15 protein-coding genes are annotated in these 15,384 nt (G+C 72.1%); 8 read left to right on the top strand and 7 right to left on the bottom strand.

Translation table 11 applies throughout. From position 1 onward, the window contains the following. Together VFR90_RS05885 and VFR90_RS05890 are read right to left on the bottom strand one after the other, a co-directional pair. Positions 1-514, bottom strand: a 514-nt coding sequence (locus VFR90_RS05885) for a response regulator (protein WP_326405170.1), incomplete at its 3' end; no start/stop codon positions are given. Next, the gene (locus tag VFR90_RS05890; protein ID WP_326405171.1) at positions 507-4,349 is read right to left on the bottom strand and encodes a hybrid sensor histidine kinase/response regulator; all 3,843 of its coding nucleotides are present in this window, start codon (positions 4,347-4,349) and stop codon (positions 507-509) included. The genes VFR90_RS05890 and VFR90_RS05885, both read right to left, overlap by 8 nt. A gap of 125 nt (positions 4,350-4,474) precedes the next feature. Between VFR90_RS05890 and VFR90_RS05895 the strand changes: the two genes are divergently transcribed. The 4 genes from VFR90_RS05895 to ureC all read left to right on the top strand — a co-directional run bounded on the left by VFR90_RS05895 (position 4,475) and on the right by ureC (position 7,072). After that, the gene (locus tag VFR90_RS05895) at positions 4,475-4,777 is read left to right on the top strand and encodes an urease subunit gamma (protein WP_326405172.1); all 303 of its coding nucleotides are present in this window, start codon (positions 4,475-4,477) and stop codon (positions 4,775-4,777) included. A gap of 92 nt (positions 4,778-4,869) precedes the next feature. Next, entirely contained in the window at positions 4,870-5,043 is a 174-nt protein-coding gene (locus VFR90_RS05900) for a hypothetical protein (RefSeq protein WP_326405173.1), read from the top strand. Continuing rightward, a complete protein-coding gene (locus VFR90_RS05905) occupies positions 5,040-5,345 on the top strand; it encodes an urease subunit beta (protein WP_326405174.1) in 306 nt (101 codons plus the stop codon). Before VFR90_RS05900 ends, VFR90_RS05905 begins: the two co-directional genes overlap by 4 nt. Further along, complete coding sequence (ureC, locus tag VFR90_RS05910) at positions 5,345-7,072, top strand: urease subunit alpha (RefSeq protein WP_326405175.1); 1,728 nt, start codon at positions 5,345-5,347, stop codon at positions 7,070-7,072. The genes VFR90_RS05905 and ureC overlap by 1 nt, the downstream gene beginning before the upstream one ends. Before the next feature lies 1 nt (position 7,073). Here ureC and VFR90_RS05915 read toward each other — a convergent pair whose 3' ends face one another. Further along, complete coding sequence (locus VFR90_RS05915; RefSeq protein WP_326405176.1) at positions 7,074-9,170, bottom strand: AsmA family protein; 2,097 nt, start codon at positions 9,168-9,170, stop codon at positions 7,074-7,076. 99 nt (positions 9,171-9,269) lie between these two features. Here VFR90_RS05915 and ureE point away from each other — a divergent pair, with 99 nt between their 5' ends. Genes ureE through lysM form a run of 4 tightly spaced genes read left to right on the top strand, consistent with a single transcriptional unit; the run spans position 9,270 to position 11,828 of the window. Next, the gene (gene ureE / locus VFR90_RS05920; protein ID WP_326405177.1) at positions 9,270-9,875 is read left to right on the top strand and encodes an urease accessory protein UreE; all 606 of its coding nucleotides are present in this window, start codon (positions 9,270-9,272) and stop codon (positions 9,873-9,875) included. A 15-nt stretch (positions 9,876-9,890) separates the two neighbouring features. Continuing rightward, positions 9,891-10,580: an urease accessory protein UreF gene (locus VFR90_RS05925; RefSeq protein WP_326405178.1), complete on the top strand. Its 690-nt coding sequence runs from the start codon at positions 9,891-9,893 to the stop codon at positions 10,578-10,580. Between the two features lie 10 nt (positions 10,581-10,590). Beyond that, a complete protein-coding gene (gene ureG / locus VFR90_RS05930) occupies positions 10,591-11,271 on the top strand; it encodes an urease accessory protein UreG (RefSeq protein WP_326405179.1) in 681 nt (226 codons plus the stop codon). A gap of 56 nt (positions 11,272-11,327) precedes the next feature. After that, the gene (lysM, locus tag VFR90_RS05935; protein WP_326405180.1) at positions 11,328-11,828 is read left to right on the top strand and encodes a peptidoglycan-binding protein LysM; all 501 of its coding nucleotides are present in this window, start codon (positions 11,328-11,330) and stop codon (positions 11,826-11,828) included. A 154-nt stretch (positions 11,829-11,982) separates the two neighbouring features. On the opposite strand, the gene VFR90_RS05940 is transcribed toward lysM, so the two are convergent. From VFR90_RS05940 to VFR90_RS05955, 4 genes are read right to left on the bottom strand one after another with little or no spacing between them, the layout of a single operon-like run. Then, positions 11,983-12,996: a S49 family peptidase gene (locus VFR90_RS05940; RefSeq protein ID WP_326405181.1), complete on the bottom strand. Its 1,014-nt coding sequence runs from the start codon at positions 12,994-12,996 to the stop codon at positions 11,983-11,985. Further along, on the bottom strand, positions 12,993-13,382 hold the full coding sequence (locus tag VFR90_RS05945; protein ID WP_326405182.1) for a Rieske (2Fe-2S) protein: 390 nt from the start codon (positions 13,380-13,382) through the stop codon (positions 12,993-12,995). The genes VFR90_RS05940 and VFR90_RS05945 overlap by 4 nt, the downstream gene beginning before the upstream one ends. 5 nt (positions 13,383-13,387) lie before the next feature. After that, a complete protein-coding gene (locus VFR90_RS05950) occupies positions 13,388-14,056 on the bottom strand; it encodes an HAD family hydrolase (protein ID WP_326405183.1) in 669 nt (222 codons plus the stop codon). A gap of 4 nt (positions 14,057-14,060) precedes the next feature. After that, positions 14,061-15,005: an RluA family pseudouridine synthase gene (locus VFR90_RS05955; RefSeq protein ID WP_326405184.1), complete on the bottom strand. Its 945-nt coding sequence runs from the start codon at positions 15,003-15,005 to the stop codon at positions 14,061-14,063. Positions 15,006-15,384: the final 379 nt, after the last annotated feature.

The raw sequence follows: 15,384 nt of genomic DNA on the forward strand, positions 1-15,384 counted from the left end.
GCTCGCGCGCGAGCGGCGTGCTCCACAGCACGCGGCCATCGGCGGCGCGCACCGTCAGCGCGGCGTGGCCGAAGGCGTCGAGCGCGTTGCGCGCCTGTCTGGCCTGGCGCGCGCCCTTCAGGTGCGCGGCGATGCGCGCGAGCACTTCGCGCGGGCGGATCGGCTTGGTGACGTAGTCGACCCCGCCGGCCGCGAAGGCGGCCTCGACATGCTCCGTCTCGGCCAGGCCGGTCATGAAGACGATCGGCACGTGCGCGGTGCGCTCGTCGCGCTTGAGGCGGCGCGCGACCTCGAAGCCGTCCATGCCCGGCATCAGCGCATCGAGCAGCACCACGTCGGGCAGCGACAGCGCCGCGCGTTCGAGCGCCGCCGCGCCGCTGGTCGCCACCAGCACCGTGTAGCCGGACTCGTCGAGCGCGTCGTGCAGCAGCGCGAGGTTGTCCGGCAGGTCGTCGACGATCAGCACGACGTCGCCGTGCGGCCGGCCCTGCGTCGCCTCGGGCGGCTCAGCCATCGCCGGGCTCGCGAGCGGGCGTCAGCGTCAGCGTCGGCGTCGGCGTCGGCGTCGGCGTCGGCGTCGGTGCATCGGGCGCGGCGCCGGGCGCGTGCGCGCGGCGCTCGCCCGGCTCGATCGCCGCGAGCCGCTCGCGCAAGGCATCGAAGGCGAAGCGCTGCGTGAGCTGCCGCAGCGGCTCGGTCCAGGGCCGCGCGCGCGGGTCGTCGGCGTCGGCCGCGGCCAGCGCGTCGAGCACGCCGCGCGGCCAGCCGCGGCGCGCGGCCTCGTCGATCGCCGGCAGCCGCGCCTGCAGTGCCGCCGGCGCCGGCCCGGCCGGCAGTGCCGCCGCCGGCGCATCCTGGCGTTCGAGCGCGGCGTCGGGCGGCGGCGCGGCCTCGGCCTCCCACTCGATCGCGAGCACGCGGCCCAGCCAGTCGAGCAGCTCGGCGACGCGCACCGGCTTGACGAAGAAGTCCGCCGCGGCGATGCCGGCATCGTTGTCAAGCCCGCGGTCGAAGGCGTTCGCGGAGACGATCGCGACCGGTGCGTTGCCCAGGCCTTCGGCGCGCAGCGCGCGCAGCGTCGCCCAGCCGTCGAGGCCCGGCATCGCGAGGTCCATCAGGATCGCGTCGGCGGGCGCGCCCGCACGCAGCAGCGCCAGCGCCGCCTCGCCCGACGCGGCCTGGCGCACGACGAAGCCGCGCGGCTCCAGCACGCTGGCGACCAGGCCGCGGTCGGCCTCCTCGTTGTCGACCACCAGCACGCTGCGGCGCGCGCCGCGGTAGCCGCGGCGCGACGCCGAAGCCGCGACGGGCGGCCGCGACGCGGCCGCGCTCGCCGAGGGCGCGCTGATCTCCGGCAGGAACAGCCGGATCGCGAACGCGGTGCCCTGCCCCGGCACGCTGCTGAGCGTCATCTCGCCGCCCATCAGCTCGGTGAGCATCTTCGCGATGGTCAGGCCGAGTCCGGTGCCGGAGCCCGCCGCTTCCGGCGCCGCGCTGCCGCGCTCGAAAGGCTCGAAGACGCGCGCCAGCTCCTCCTCGCTCATGCCGGGCCCCGTGTCCTCGATCTCGAAGCGCGCGATCTCGCGCGCATAGCGCATGCGGAACACGACCTGGCCGCGCTCGGTGAACTTCACCGCGTTGCCGAGCAGGTTGATGAGGATCTGGCGCAGCCGGCGCTCGTCGGCGCGCACGAGCGGCTGCCCTGCGCCCGCGCGCAGCGCGGGGCCCTCGATGTCCGCGCGGAACACCAGCCCCTTGGCCTGCGCCTGCAGCTCGAACAGCCGCGCGATCTCGCGCACCGCCTCGGCCAGCGGCAGCGCGCGCGGTTCGAGCTTGAGCTTGCCGCTTTCGATGCGCGCGAGGTCGAGGCTGTCCTCGATCAGGCTCGCAAGGTGGTCGCCGCCGCGGCGGATGGTGCGCACCGCGCGGGCGCGCGCCGGCGGCATCGAGGCGTCCTCCTCGAGCAGTTGCGCGTAGCCGAGGATGCTGTTGAGCGGCGTGCGCAGCTCGTGGCTGATCGCGGTGATGTAGCGGCTCTTGGCGGCGTTGGCGCGGTCGGCGAGCCTTTGAGCGCGCTCCGCTTCGCTGCGGGCACGTTCGGCCTCGCTGCGGGCACGCTCCGCTTCGCCGCGCGCGCGGTCGGCCTCGTCGCGCGCCGATTCGGCCTGCTGCTTGGCAAGCTGCAGTTGCGCATCGGTGCGGCGGTGCGAGGCGATCTCGCGTTGCAGCGCGACCGTCTGCGCCTGCAGCGCCTCGGTCTGGCGGTTCGACTCCTCCTGCGCCACCTGGCGGCTGCGGTGCGCGAGCACCAGCCACCACGCCACAGTGCCGGCCAGCAGCAGCAGCGCGGCGAAGGCCTTGACGAAGCCGGTCGCGAGCGCGTCGGCGAGCAGGCGCGTCAGCGCGGGGGAGGTCGATGCGCCTTCGGCGGCGAGCAGCGTCGGCGGCGTGGCCGCGAGCGCGCGCAACTCCTGCTGGTACAGCAGCGCGAACACGCCGGCGAGCAGCGGCACCAGCGCCAGCATCAGCAGCAGGTAGTGGCCCAGGCCGGTGTCGAGGTAGGGCCAGACGGCGCGCGGCAGCAGCCGGCGCAGCAGCTTCGACCACTGGACCGCGAGCTTGGCCTCGGCCGGCTTGCAGAGGTCGTTGCAGCGCGCGTCCAGCGTGCAGCACAGCGAGCAGATCGGCCCGCCGTAGGCCGGGCAGGCGGCGATGTCGTCGGGCTCGTAGTCGCGCTCGCAGATGCAGCAGGCGGTGAGGCGCGCATAGCCGCCGTCGCCCGCCGCGGGCGCCGGCTGACGCGCGAGGTAGTAACGGCCCCGCGTGCCCCAGGCGATCAAGGGCGAGACGACGAAGGCCGTCACCATCGCGATCGCCGCCGACCAGGCCTGCGCCATCGGCCCGAACAGGCCCAGGTGCGCCGCGACGCCGAGCACGGTGGCGATCAGCATCGCGCCGACGCCGACCGGGTTGACGTCGTACAGGTGCGCGCGGCGGAACTCGATGCCCGGCGGGCTCCAGCCCATCGGCTTGTTGATCACGAGATCCGCGACCACCGCCATCATCCAGGCGATCGCGACGTTGCTGTACAGGCCGAGCACCGCGCCGATCGCCTGGAACACGTCGAGCTCCATCAGCAGCAGCGCGATCGCGGTGTTGAACAGCACCCACACCACGCGGCCCGGGTGGCTGTGCGTCAGCCGCGCGAAGAAGTTGCTCCACGCGAGCGAGCCGGCGTAGGCGTTGGTGACGTTGATCTTCAGCTGCGAGACGACGACGAACAGCGCGGTGGCGGCGACCGCCAGCGCGGCGTTCGAGAACAGCAGCTCGTAGGCCGCGAGGTACATCTGGTTCGGATCGAGCGCGCGCTCCAGCGGCACCATCTGGCCGATCGCGAGGAAGGCGAGCAGGCAGCCGCCGAGCATCTTCAGCACGCCGGGCAGCACCCAGCCGGGGCCGCCGACGAGCACCGCGAGCCACCATTGCCACGGCGAGACGCCAGCGCCGCCGCCCGGCTTCGCGCGCGCCTCCGGCATGAAGCGGAGGTAGTCGGCCTGCTCGCCCATCTGCGTGATCAGCGCGATGCCGACCGTCGTCGCGGCGCCGAAGTGCAGCCACGAGAAGCCGGTGAGCTTCGCCTCGCCGCCGTAGCCGACCAGCTCGTTCAGCACCTCGGGGTGGTGGGCGAACACCACGACATAGGGCGCGACGAGCATCGCGAGCCACAGCGGCTGGGTCCAGGCCTGCAGCCGGCTGATCGCGGTGATGCCGTGCGTCACCAGCGGGATGACCGCGAGCGCGCACACCAGGTAGCCCCAGGCCGGCGGCAGCCCGAAGGCCAGCTCCAGCGCATAGGCCATCACCGCGGCCTCGAGCGCGAAGAAGATGAAGGTGAAGCTCGCGTAGATCAGCGAGGTCAGCGTCGAGCCGATGTAGCCGAAGCCGGCGCCGCGGGTGAGCAGGTCCATGTCGACGCCATGCCGTGCCGCATACACGCTCACCGGCCAGCCGGCCAGCAGGATCACGAGGCCGGTCGCGAGGATGGCGAGCGCCGCATTGACGAAGCCGTGCTGCACCAGCAGCGTCGCGCCGACCGCCTCGAGCACCAGGAACGAGGCCGCGCCGCCGAGCGCGGTGTTCGCGACGCGGCCGAGCGACCACCTGCGGAACGCCCGCGGCGTGAAGCGCAGCGCGTAGTCCTCCATCGTCTCGCGCGCGACCCAGCTGTTGTAGTCGCGGCGCAGCTTGATCACGCGCTGCACGGGCTCGGCGGCGGGCGACCCTGCCGGCGACGGCTGCGCCGACGCGGCGGCATCGGCGGGGTTCGCTGGCAGGGGGAACGAGCTCATCGGCGGCGGGGCGGGGCAGCGCGGGGTGCACTACGCACAAGTGCGTACAAGAATCGCGCCGGGCCGCTGGCATCCTAAGGCGGCCCCTTCCGCACCGGAACGCGACCGACCCCGACAGCCCCGACATGGACCTGAGCCCGCGCGAGAAAGACAAGCTGCTGATCTTCACTGCCGCGCTGGTCGCCGAGCGGCGCCGCGCGCGCGGGCTGAAGCTCAACGTGCCCGAGGCCATCGCGCTGATCAGCGCGGCGATCCTCGAAGGCGCACGCGACGGCAAGAGCGTCGCCGAGCTGATGGCCGACGGGCAGCAGGTGCTGGGCCGCGCCGACGTGATGGACGGCGTCGCCGAGCTGATCCCGGACATCCAGGTCGAGGCGACCTTTCCGGACGGCACCAAGCTCGTCACCGTGCACCAGCCGATATGTTGACGACCACCCCGTCGCGGTCTCGCGCACCCCGAAGCCGCCGGATGAACGGAGGTGCGTATCCCGATCGGCCGGTCCGCAAGCGGAGAACCTCGATGAACAAGCACCGACTCCTTGCCGCAGCGTCGGCGGCCCTCGCCTTCACGGCACGCGCGCACGAAGGCCACGGCCTGCCCGGCGCGGCGCACTGGCACGCGAGCGACAGCTGGGGCTGGATCGCGCTCGCGGTGATCGCCGCGGCTGCGCTCGCCTGGGGGCGGCGCAAATGATCCCGGGCGAGCTGCTGGTCGAGGGCCCGGACCACGTGCTGAACCCCGGCCGGCGTGCGGTGACGGTGGTCGTCGAGAACATCGGCGACCGGCCGATCCAGGTCGGCTCGCACTACCACTTCGCCGAGACCAACGCCGCGCTGCGCTTCGACCGCACGGCCGCGCACGGCATGCGCCTGAACATCGCGAGCGGCACCGCGGTGCGCTTCGAGCCGGGGCAGCAGCGCACCGTCGAGCTGATCGACTACGCGGGCGCGCGCCAGGCCTGGGGTTTTCGCGGCCTCGTGCAGGGAGCGCTCTGATGGCGACCCTGCCGCGCCGCGCCTACGCCGAGATGTTCGGCCCCACCACCGGCGACCGCGTGCGGCTCGCCGACACCGAGCTCGTCATCGAGGTCGAGCGCGACTACACGCTGCTGGCCGGCGGCTACGGCGAAGAGGTGAAGTTCGGCGGCGGCAAGGTGATCCGCGACGGCATGGGGCAAGGCCAGCGCATCAACGGCATCGGGCCCGGCGACGCGGTCGATCTCGTGATCACGAACGCGCTGATCCTCGACCACTGGGGCATCGTCAAGGCCGACATCGGCGTCCGCGCGCAGCGCATCGTCGCGATCGGCAAGGCCGGCAACCCCGACGTGCAGCCGGGCGTGGACATCGTCATCGGGCCCGGCACCGAGGTGCTTGCGGCCGAAGGGATGATCGTCACGGCCGGCGGCATCGATTGCCACATCCACTTCATTTGCCCGCAGCAGATCGAGGAGGCGCTGTCCAGCGGCATCACCACCATGCTCGGCGGCGGCACCGGCCCCGCGACCGGCACCTTCGCGACGACCTGCACGCCGGGCCCCGAGAACATCGCGCGCATGCTGATGGCGGCGGACGCCTTCCCGGTGAACCTCGGCTTCTTCGGCAAGGGCAACGCGAGCCGGCCCGAGGCGCTGCGCCAGCAGGTCGACGCCGGCGTGATCGGCCTGAAGCTGCACGAGGACTGGGGCACGACGCCCGCGGCGATCGACTGCTGCCTCGGCGTGGCCGAAGCCTGCGACGTGCAGGTCGCGATCCACAGCGACACGCTCAACGAGTCGGGCTTCGTCGAGAACACGATCGCGGCGACCAAGGGCCGCACGCTCTGCGCCTTCCACACCGAAGGGGCCGGCGGTGGGCACGCGCCGGACATCCTGCGCGTGGTGGGCGAGTCGAACTTCCTGCCGAGCAGCACGAATCCGACGATGCCCTACACCGTCAACACGCTCGACGAGCACGTCGACATGCTGATGGTCTGCCACCACCTCGATGCCTCGATCGCCGAGGACCTCGCCTTTGCCGAAAGCCGCATCCGCCGCGAGACGATCGCCGCCGAGGACGTGCTGCACGACCTCGGCGCGATCAGCATGTTCAGCAGCGACTCGCAGGCGATGGGCCGCGTCGGCGAGGTGATCCTGCGCTGCTGGCAGACGGCGCACAAGATGAAGGTCCAGCGCGGCAGCCTCGCCGGCGACAGTGACCGCGCCGACAACACGCGTGCGAAACGCTACGTCGCGAAGTACACGATCAACCCGGCCATCGCCCACGGCATCGCCCACGAAGTCGGCAGCGTCGAGGTGGGCAAGTGGGCCGACCTGGTGCTGTGGCGGCCGGGCTTCTTCGGCGTCAAGCCGAGCCTCGTGCTCAAGGGCGGCTTCATCGCGCATGCGCTGATGGGCGACGCGAACGCCAGCATCCCGACGCCGCAGCCGGTGCACTACCGGCCGATGTTCGGCGCCTTCGGCGGCGCGCTGGCGCGCGGCTCGCTCAGCTTCCTGAGCGCATCGGCGCTCGACGCCGGCGTGGCTACGAAGCTGAAGCTCGCGAAGACCACCGCCGCGGTGCGGCGCTGCCGCGCGGTGACGAAGGCCGACATGGTCCACAACGCCTGGCTGCCGCGGATGGAGATCGACGCGCAGACCTACGCGGTGCGCGCCGACGGCGAACTGCTCGGCTGCGAGCCGGCCTCGGTGCTGCCGATGGCGCAGCGCTACTTCCTGTTCTGAGCTACTTCTTGTTCTCGGATTCGGGCGCGCCGCTCTTCACCGGCACGCCCTCCTTCCTCGCGAGCGCGGTCAGGGCCGCGCAGTCGGCGTCCTCGCCGGGGCCCGTCTCGATCAGCGGAAGGATCGCGGCGAACGGATTGATCAGCCCCAGCGCCAGCGCGGCCCCGCCGCGCAGCGCGAGCCGGGTCTTGTCGGGGAAGACCTCGGGCGCGCCGAAGGCGCCGTCCACGTCGATCGGCACGCGCAGCGCGAGCGGGCTGAAGTCCTTCGCGCGCGGCACGATGCGCAGGTCGAGCTGTTCGTTCGCGAAGTTCACCTTGCCGTCGACGGTGATGATGGTGTCGCTGGTGTCGAAGACCAGCGTTCGCGTGTTCATCACGCCGCTCCGGAAGCCGACATCGACCAGCGCGCAACGCACCTGCGCGACGCGGTCGCCGCGCACGAGGAAGCCGAGCGCTTCGTAGGCGTCGAGGTCCAGCACCTCGAGCAGCAGGTTGCTCAGCTGGCCCTGGCCCATCGCGAACTGCGCCTCGCCGTCGGCGCTGCCGAGCATCGCGGCATACGAAGCGCCCTGGCCCGCGAGCTTGACGCGCCCGTTGATGCGCCCGAGCGCGGCGCGGCTGTCGCGGATCTGCGGCAGCAGGTTCTCGAGCGCGAGACGCCGGACCTGCAGATCAAGCTTCGCGGCCATCGGCTGCGCGCGGCCGTCCAGTCGCAGGCCGCCTTCAAGCTTGCCGCCGCCGAGCGTGACGGCGAGCGGCTCGAGGTCGAGCCGGCGATCGTCCATGCGCAGCCGGAACGAGACCGACTCGATCGGGAAGCTGCCGATGTTCCTGACCTGCTTGGCCGAGAAGCGCAGGTCGGCATCGAGCGTGTCCCACTTGTCGGCGCTGAGCCCGGCTTGCGGCAGCACGCGCGGCACCGGCTGGCCGTCGTCGCCGCGCACCGGCTTGGCCTTGCCGGCCTTCGCGGCTTTCGCGTCCTTCTTCTGCGCGGCGGCGATGGCTTTGTCGGACTTGCCGAGCAAGGGCTGGAAGTCGGCGAGGTCGAGCGAATTCGAGAACAGCGAGCCGCTCACGCGCGGACGCTTCGGGCCGGGCTCGAACGCGATGTCGCCGCGCAGGTCGCTCTTGCCGACGACGCTTTCGAAGTCCTCGTAGCTCCAGCGCGTGCCTTCGTGGCGCACCCGGCCTTCCGTGCGGTAGGGCGGGGAATCGGGCATGCCGATGCCGGTGATGCGGTACCACTGGCCGAGCGAGGGGCCGCTCGCGCGGATGCGCAGGTCGGCCGGCCCGGGCAGCGCGGGCTCGGCGATGCTGCCGGCCATGGTGAGCCGGGTCGCGCCGATCGAGGCGTCGAGGTCGAAGACGTAGGGCCGCTTCTCGGTCAGCGCGGCTTGCAGCTGCAGCACGCCGTCGCCGTGCGCGGTGGCCTTCAATGGCAGGCCGTTGAGGCGGCCGCTGGCCTGCAACGAAAGGCGCGAGCCGGCGCCGCCCTGCGGCGTGGGGGAGGCGGCGGCGGCGGCCGGTACCGCCGGCGCCGCCGCGGACGCCGCCGAAGCCGGCGCCTCGCCCGCGAGCCGGCGCGCGTCGACCTGCACCGTGCCGAGCTCCACCCGCACCTCGGTGTCCTTCGCGGGCTCGGCGTACGCGACGACGCCGCGGTCGAGCTCGACGTTGCCGATCACCGGCTTCCTGGACGCGGTGTCGTCGCTCTGCTTGCGGTCGAGCAGCCAGTTCTTGCGGCCGTCCGGCGCGGCTTCGAGCCAGAGATCGGGCTCGACCGCCTTCGCGCGCGGCACGACCAGCTGGCCGCGCAGCAGCGGCAGCAGCGCGATGTCGGCCTCGACGTGCCGGGCCGCAAGCATCGTCGGCCGGCTCGCCCACTCCGGATTCGCGAAGCGCAGGCCATCGACCGACAAGTGGGCAGGGAAGCCGAAGCGCCACCAGATGTCGCCGTCGATCGCGAGTTCGCGGCCGGTCGCGGCCTGGACCTTGTCGCCGATCCAGTCGCGCGCGAAATTCAGCCGCCAGGGCACGAACCACGCGATCAGCAGCGCGACGACGAGCACGCCGACGACGATGCCCGTGACGCGCAACGCGCGTCGCGAGCCCCGTGCAGGATGCGCGGCCGACACCATGCCGCCGACCGGCAAGCGGCATGCCGCGGGCTGCCGAGCCGCATGCATACTGGCCCGATGCTGATGCTCACCAAGATCCTGCCGCGCGCCGCCGGACTGGCGCCGGCCCTCGTCAAGCGCGCCCCGAGCATCGAGCTCGACTGGGACGCGCGCCAGAAGAGCCGCCTCGACGCCACCGACAGCGAAGGCCGCGCGCTCGCGATCTTCCTGCCGCGCGGCACCGTGCTGCGCGGCGGCGACGTGCTGGTCGCCGAGGACGGCTCGCTGCGGCGCGTGCTCGCCGCGGCGCAGCCGGTGATGGCGGTCACGGCCTGTGTCGAGCACGGCTCGCCGTTCGACCTGCTGCGCGCCGCATACCACCTCGGCAACCGCCACGTCGCACTCGAGCTGAGGCCCGACCGCCTGCAGTTCGAGCCCGACCACGTGCTGGCCGAAATGCTGCGGGCGATGCACCTCGTCGTCACCGAGACGCATGCGGCCTTCGAGCCCGAGGCGGGCGCGTACGCGGGCGGGGGGCATCGGCACGGAGCCCTTGATCACGGCCACGGCCACGAGCACCAGCACGGGCACGCGCCGAGCGCGACCGCCCGCGGCAAGCCGATCGGCATCGCCGTGGCGGCCGCGCCGCACGTGCACGGGCCGGGCTGCGGCCACGACCACTGAGCGATCGGCCGGAACATGCAGGCCGCGAGCCTCCTGCGCTTGATGTGGCTGGCCTCGCCGGCCCTGCCGATCGGCGGCTTCAGCTATTCGGAAGGGCTGGAGGCCGCGGTCGAGGCCGGCCGGGTGCACGACGAGACGAGCACGCGCGCGTGGCTTGTCGATCAGCTCGAACTCGGCCTCGCCTGCAACGAGCTGGCGGTGTTCGCGCAAGCCTTGCCAGCCTGGCGCGACGACGATGCGCTGCGCGTGCGCGCCCTGAACGACTGGGTGCTCGCGACCCGCGAAACCGCCGAGCAGCGCCTGCAGACGGAGCAGATGGGCCGCTCGCTCGCCGGCTGGCTGCGCGATCGCGCGAACGACGCGGCCGGCGTCTTGCGCATCGATCGCCTGGCCGCGCTGCCGCCGGCACCGACGCATCCGGTCGCGCTTGCGCTGGCCGCGACGCAGACCGGTGCGAGCGACGACGACGCGCTGCTCGCCGCCGGCTTCGGCTGGGCCGAAAACATGGTGCAGGCCGCGCTGCGCGCGGTGCCGCTCGGCCAGGGCGCGGGCCAGCGGGTGCTCGCCGCGCTGGTCGACGCGCTGCCCGCCGCCTGCGCGCAGGCGCGTTCGCTCGGCGAAGACGGGCGGCTGGCTTCGCTGCCCGGCCTCGCGATCCTCGGTGCGCGCCACGAGACGCAGTACTCGCGGCTGTTCCGCTCTTGAACCTCACGCCATGAACACCACGACGCCGCGCCTGCACACGATCGCGAACCGGAGCAAGCGGCTGCCCCCGCTGCGCGTGGGCGTCGGCGGGCCGGTGGGCTCGGGCAAGACGACGCTGGTCGAGATGCTGTGCAAGGCGATGCGCGCGCGCTGGGACCTCGTCGTGATCACCAACGACATCTACACCAAGGAAGACCAGCGGCTGCTCACCGTGGCCGGCGCGCTGGAGGCCGAGCGGATCATGGGTGTCGAGACCGGCGGCTGCCCGCACACGGCGATCCGCGAGGATGCGTCGATCAACCTCGAAGCGGTCGATCGCATGCTCGCGAAGTTTCCCGAGGCCGACGTCGTGTTCATCGAGTCCGGCGGCGACAACCTCGCCGCGACCTTCAGCCCCGAGCTTTCCGACCTGACGATCTACGTGATCGACGTCGCCGCCGGCGAGAAGATCCCGCGCAAGGGCGGGCCCGGCATCACGAAGAGCGACCTGTTCGTGATCAACAAGACCGACCTCGCGCCGCATGTCGGCGCCGACCTCGCGGTGATGGAGGCCGACACGCGCCGCATGCGGCCCGACGCCGTGCGCCGGCCCTATGTGATGACCAACCTGAAGACGCGTGCGGGACTCGCCGAGGTGGTCGGCTTCATCGAGAAACGCGGGCTGCTCGAAGGGGTCATGGCGCCGGCTTAGAGTGGCGGCTCGCTCGGGGCGGCGCCCTGACCTCGGTCAAACACAAGGAGCACGCGATGGGTCTGATGAGTTTCATCAAGGAAGCCGGCGAGAAGCTGTTCGGCAAGGGCGAGGCGAAGGCCGCGCAGGAGGCGGTGAACCAGCAGGCGAGCGCCGAGAACGTCGAGCGCCTGAACAAGGCCGCGGGCGATGCGATCGTCACCTACATCGAGAGCCAGGGCCTGAAGGTCGAAGGCCTCGCGGTGGCCTTCGACGGCGCGAGCGCGACCGTCACCGTCTCCGGCCAGGCGAGCGACCAGGCGACCAAGGAGAAGGTGCTGCTGTGCTGCGGCAACGTCGAGCACGTCGCGCAGGTCAACGACATGCTGACCGTCGTCGCCGCCGAGCCCGAGGCCAAGTACTACACCGTCGTCAAGGGCGACAACCTGTCGAAGATCTCCAAGGAGTTCTACGGCAGCCCGAACAAGTACATGGCGATCTTCGAGGCCAACAAGCCGATGCTGAGCCACCCGGACAAGATCTATCCGGGGCAGGTGCTGCGCATCCCGGCGGCCTGAACCGCGCCGGGCGTCGCACAGCGGCACGCGCGCCGCGTGCTACGACCGAGCGAAGCGGGTGCCGTGCCTTCCGGCTCGCCCGATCGACGCCGCAAGCGCAGCCTCCAGTGACAACGCCGCCCGCGGGCGGCGTTGTTCCTTGCGGCGCGCGCGCTCAGCGCATCGTGAAGCCGCCGCCCACCGCCTTCGCGGCGCCTGCGCCCACCGCCGCGCCGAAGCGCTTGGCCAGCCGCTCGGCGACGTTCTCGGTGGCCGAGTAATCGATGATCTCCTCGGCCTTGACCACCTCGCGCGCGACGAAGTCGACGCTGCCCAGCGCATCGGCCAGGCCCAGCTGCACGGCCGACTCGCCGCTCCAGAAGAGGCCCGAGAAGGTGTCGGGCGTCTCCTTCAGACGCGCGCCGCGGCCTTCCTTGACGACGCCGATGAACTGCTTGTGGATCTGCTCGAGCAGGGTCTGCGCGTAGGCGCGGTCGGCCTCGGACAGCGGCGAGAACGGATCGAGCAGCGCCTTGTTGCTGCCCGCGGTGACCAGCCTTCTCTCGATGCCGAGCTTGTCCATCGTGCCGGTGAAGCCGAAGCCGTCCATCAGCACGCCGATCGAGCCGACCACCGAAGCCTTGTCGACGTAGATCTCGTCGGCCGCGACCGCCATGTAGTAGGCGGCCGAGGCGCACAGCTCTTCGCACACCGCGTAGACCTTCTTGTCCGGCGACTTGGTCTTCAGGCGCTTGATCTCGTCGACCACGAGCCCGGCCTGAACCGGGCTGCCGCCCGGCGAGTTGATGCGCAGCACGATCGCCTGCGCGCCGGCGTCGTCGAAGGCGCGGCGCAGCCCGGCGACGACGGCCTCGGCGCTGGCGAGCGTCTCGCCGGCGATCTCGCCTTGCACGACGACGAGCGCGGTGTGCGGGCCGGTCGGCACCGCGCCCTTGCGCTGCTCGTTGAACAGCGCCCAGACGAACAGCGCGAACAGGCCCAGCCACAGCAGCCGGATGAAGATGCGCCAGCGCCGATCGCTGCGGCGCTCCTTCATGTAGCTGCGCGCGAACTGCTCGATCAGCTTGGTGTCGATCGCAGTGGCCGCGAGCGGCGCAGGCGCGGCCGCCGTGCTGCCGCGCGGCCCGAGCGTGGGTTCGTGGGGCGCGTTGGGGTCGTAGGAACTCATGGTGCTGCGGGCTCGGACGGCAAGGGGCGGAGGGCCGGAGAAGGATACCAACGCACCTTGCCGTGATGCTCATCGACCACGATCGGCGTCAGCCTTCCGCGACCGCAAGGCCCGCCGACGCAGCGGCCGTCGGCCGGCTCGTAGCTCGCGCCGTGGATCGAGCAGACGATGAAGCGGCGCTCGGCGTCCAGGAAGCGGCCGGGCTGCCAGTCCATCTCGGCCGGCACGTGGGCGCAGCGGTTCAGGTAGCCGACGACGCGGCCTGCGAAGCGCAGCACGAAGGCGCGCTGCGGCTCGCCGCGTTCGAGCAGCTCGAAGACGTGCGCGTCGCCGCCGTCGAGGAGCGCCCCGGCGTCGCAGAGCTCGATGGGCTGCGGCTCGCCCATCGGGCTCAGGCGTGTTCGAGCAGCCAGCCGTGCAGCTCGGCCGTGCTGTGTGCGACGAAGCGCGGCGCGAAGCTCGCGAAGCTGGCCGGCTCGTGCGCGCCGAAGCTGACCGCGACCGCGTCGGTGCCGGCGTTCGCCGCGAGCTGCAGGTCGTGGGTGGTGTCGCCGACCATCAGCGTGCGTTCGGCGCGGGCGCCGGTCTCGGCCATCAGCTCCTGGAGCATCAGCGGATGGGGCTTCGAAGCCGTCTCGTCGGCGGTGCGGCTCGCGTCGAAGAGGCCGTGCAGCGCGACGCTGTGCAGCGCCTCGTCGAGACCGCGGCGCGACTTGCCGGTGGCGATCGCGAGCAGATGCTGGCGCGCCTTCAAGGCATGCAGCATCGCCAGCGTGCCGTCGAACAGCACCAGCTCGTGCTGCGCCGCGAAGTAGTGGTGCCGATAGCGCTGCGCCAGCTCGGCATAGCGCTCGCGCGGGAATTCGGGCACCGCGTGCTGCAGCGCTTCCTGCAGGCCCATGCCGATCACCCAGGAAGCTTGTGCGTCGGTCGGCACGGGCGTGCCGAGGTCGCGGGCGGCGGCCTGGATGGCGCGCACGATCAACGCGGTCGAGTCGAACAGCGTGCCGTCCCAGTCGAAGACGATGAGGTCGTAGCGGCGCGAACGGGTCGGAGTCATGCAGTCAGTACGGATCGCCGAGGTGGGCCAGCAGGCGGGAGCAGTCGCCGGGCAGCGCGGCCTCGAGCTCGATGCGCCGCCCGTCGGCAGGATGGTCGAACGCGAGCCGGCGCGCATGCAGGAACATCCGCTCGAAGCGCAAGCCCGGCAGGTAGCTGCCACGGGCGATCGCGTGGTTCGCGGCGAAGTCGCCGTACTTGTCGTCGCCGACGATCGGATGGCCGGCCTGTGCGAGATGCACCCGGATCTGGTGGGTGCGACCGGTCTTGATCGTCACGTCGAGCAGCGTGTGTTCGGCATACGCATGCGCGACCTTCACGAGCGTGATCGAACGCTGGCCGCCGCCGTCGTCGGCGTGCGCGACGCGCACGCGGCGTTCGCCGTCCGCATCCAGGTACTTGTGCAGCGGCACGTCGATCACCTTGAGCCTTGCGGGCCAGTGGCCGGCGACCAAGGCGGCGTAGACCTTGCCCGTCTCGCGCGCGCGGAACTGGTCCTGCAGCCTGACCAGCGCGCTGCGCTTCTTCGCAAGCAGCAGCAGCCCCGAGGTCTCGCGATCGAGCCGGTGCACCAGCTCCAGGAAGCGGGCGTCGGGCCGCGCGCGCCGCAGCTGCTCGATCACGCCGAAGGCGACGCCGCTGCCGCCGTGGACCGCGACGCCGGCCGGCTTGTCGATCGCGAGCAGCTGCTCGTCCTCGAAGACGACCGGAAACTCCCGCGGCGGCGCGGCCGGCGCGTCGCTGCGGTCCGCGGTGCGTACCGGCGGCAGCCGGAGTTCGTCGCCAAGCGCGAGCCGCGTGTCGGCGGCGGCGCGGCCACGGTTCACGCGCACCTCGCCGCTGCGGATGATCCGGTGCAGCGCCGAGCGCGGCACGCCCTTGAGCGTCTTCGCGAGGTAGTTGTCGAGCCGCTGGCCGTCGCCGTCCTCCGCGACGCTGAGCCGCTGCACCGACGCCGCCTTCGCAGGTTGCACCCCGACAGGCGCCGCGACCGTGGCCGACTTCGCGGCCGCCGCATTCGCCGGGGCCCCGGCCAGGCTCGCTCGGGCTCGTATACTCGCGCGCACCACGTTGGGCCGTAAGTGATTGATTCGCTTGAGTTTAGCCCTCGCTTGCAGCACGACGTGGCGGCCGCGGACCCCGAATCCGCGGTCATCCAGGTGATGCAACGCCGAAGCAGCGTCGCCGGGCGGCTCCCGAAGTGAGCCGCAGGCAACACGGCCCGGCGGCAGAGCCAGCGTCGCAAGAACCCACAACACGAGGTTTTCGGCGGCAGTCCGCCAAGCCGCTCGTTCGCACGAGCGGTGCGCAAGGACTGCAGCCCGCACG

The organism is Methylibium sp. (assembly GCF_035762065.1).
Lineage (GTDB): Bacteria > Pseudomonadota > Gammaproteobacteria > Burkholderiales > Burkholderiaceae_C > Methylibium.

Coding starts and splice junctions, on each gene's coding strand:
- VFR90_RS05890 (WP_326405171.1), bottom strand. CDS start 4,349: ATGAGCTCGTTCCCCCTGCCAGCGAACCCCGCCGATGCCGCCGCGTCG.
- VFR90_RS05895 (WP_326405172.1), top strand. CDS start 4,475: ATGGACCTGAGCCCGCGCGAGAAAGACAAGCTGCTGATCTTCACTGCC.
- VFR90_RS05900 (WP_326405173.1), top strand. CDS start 4,870: ATGAACAAGCACCGACTCCTTGCCGCAGCGTCGGCGGCCCTCGCCTTC.
- VFR90_RS05905 (WP_326405174.1), top strand. CDS start 5,040: ATGATCCCGGGCGAGCTGCTGGTCGAGGGCCCGGACCACGTGCTGAAC.
- ureC (WP_326405175.1), top strand. CDS start 5,345: ATGGCGACCCTGCCGCGCCGCGCCTACGCCGAGATGTTCGGCCCCACC.
- ureE (WP_326405177.1), top strand. CDS start 9,270: ATGCTGATGCTCACCAAGATCCTGCCGCGCGCCGCCGGACTGGCGCCG.
- VFR90_RS05925 (WP_326405178.1), top strand. CDS start 9,891: ATGCAGGCCGCGAGCCTCCTGCGCTTGATGTGGCTGGCCTCGCCGGCC.
- ureG (WP_326405179.1), top strand. CDS start 10,591: ATGAACACCACGACGCCGCGCCTGCACACGATCGCGAACCGGAGCAAG.
- lysM (WP_326405180.1), top strand. CDS start 11,328: ATGGGTCTGATGAGTTTCATCAAGGAAGCCGGCGAGAAGCTGTTCGGC.
- VFR90_RS05940 (WP_326405181.1), bottom strand. CDS start 12,996: ATGAGTTCCTACGACCCCAACGCGCCCCACGAACCCACGCTCGGGCCG.
- VFR90_RS05945 (WP_326405182.1), bottom strand. CDS start 13,382: ATGGGCGAGCCGCAGCCCATCGAGCTCTGCGACGCCGGGGCGCTCCTC.
- VFR90_RS05950 (WP_326405183.1), bottom strand. CDS start 14,056: ATGACTCCGACCCGTTCGCGCCGCTACGACCTCATCGTCTTCGACTGG.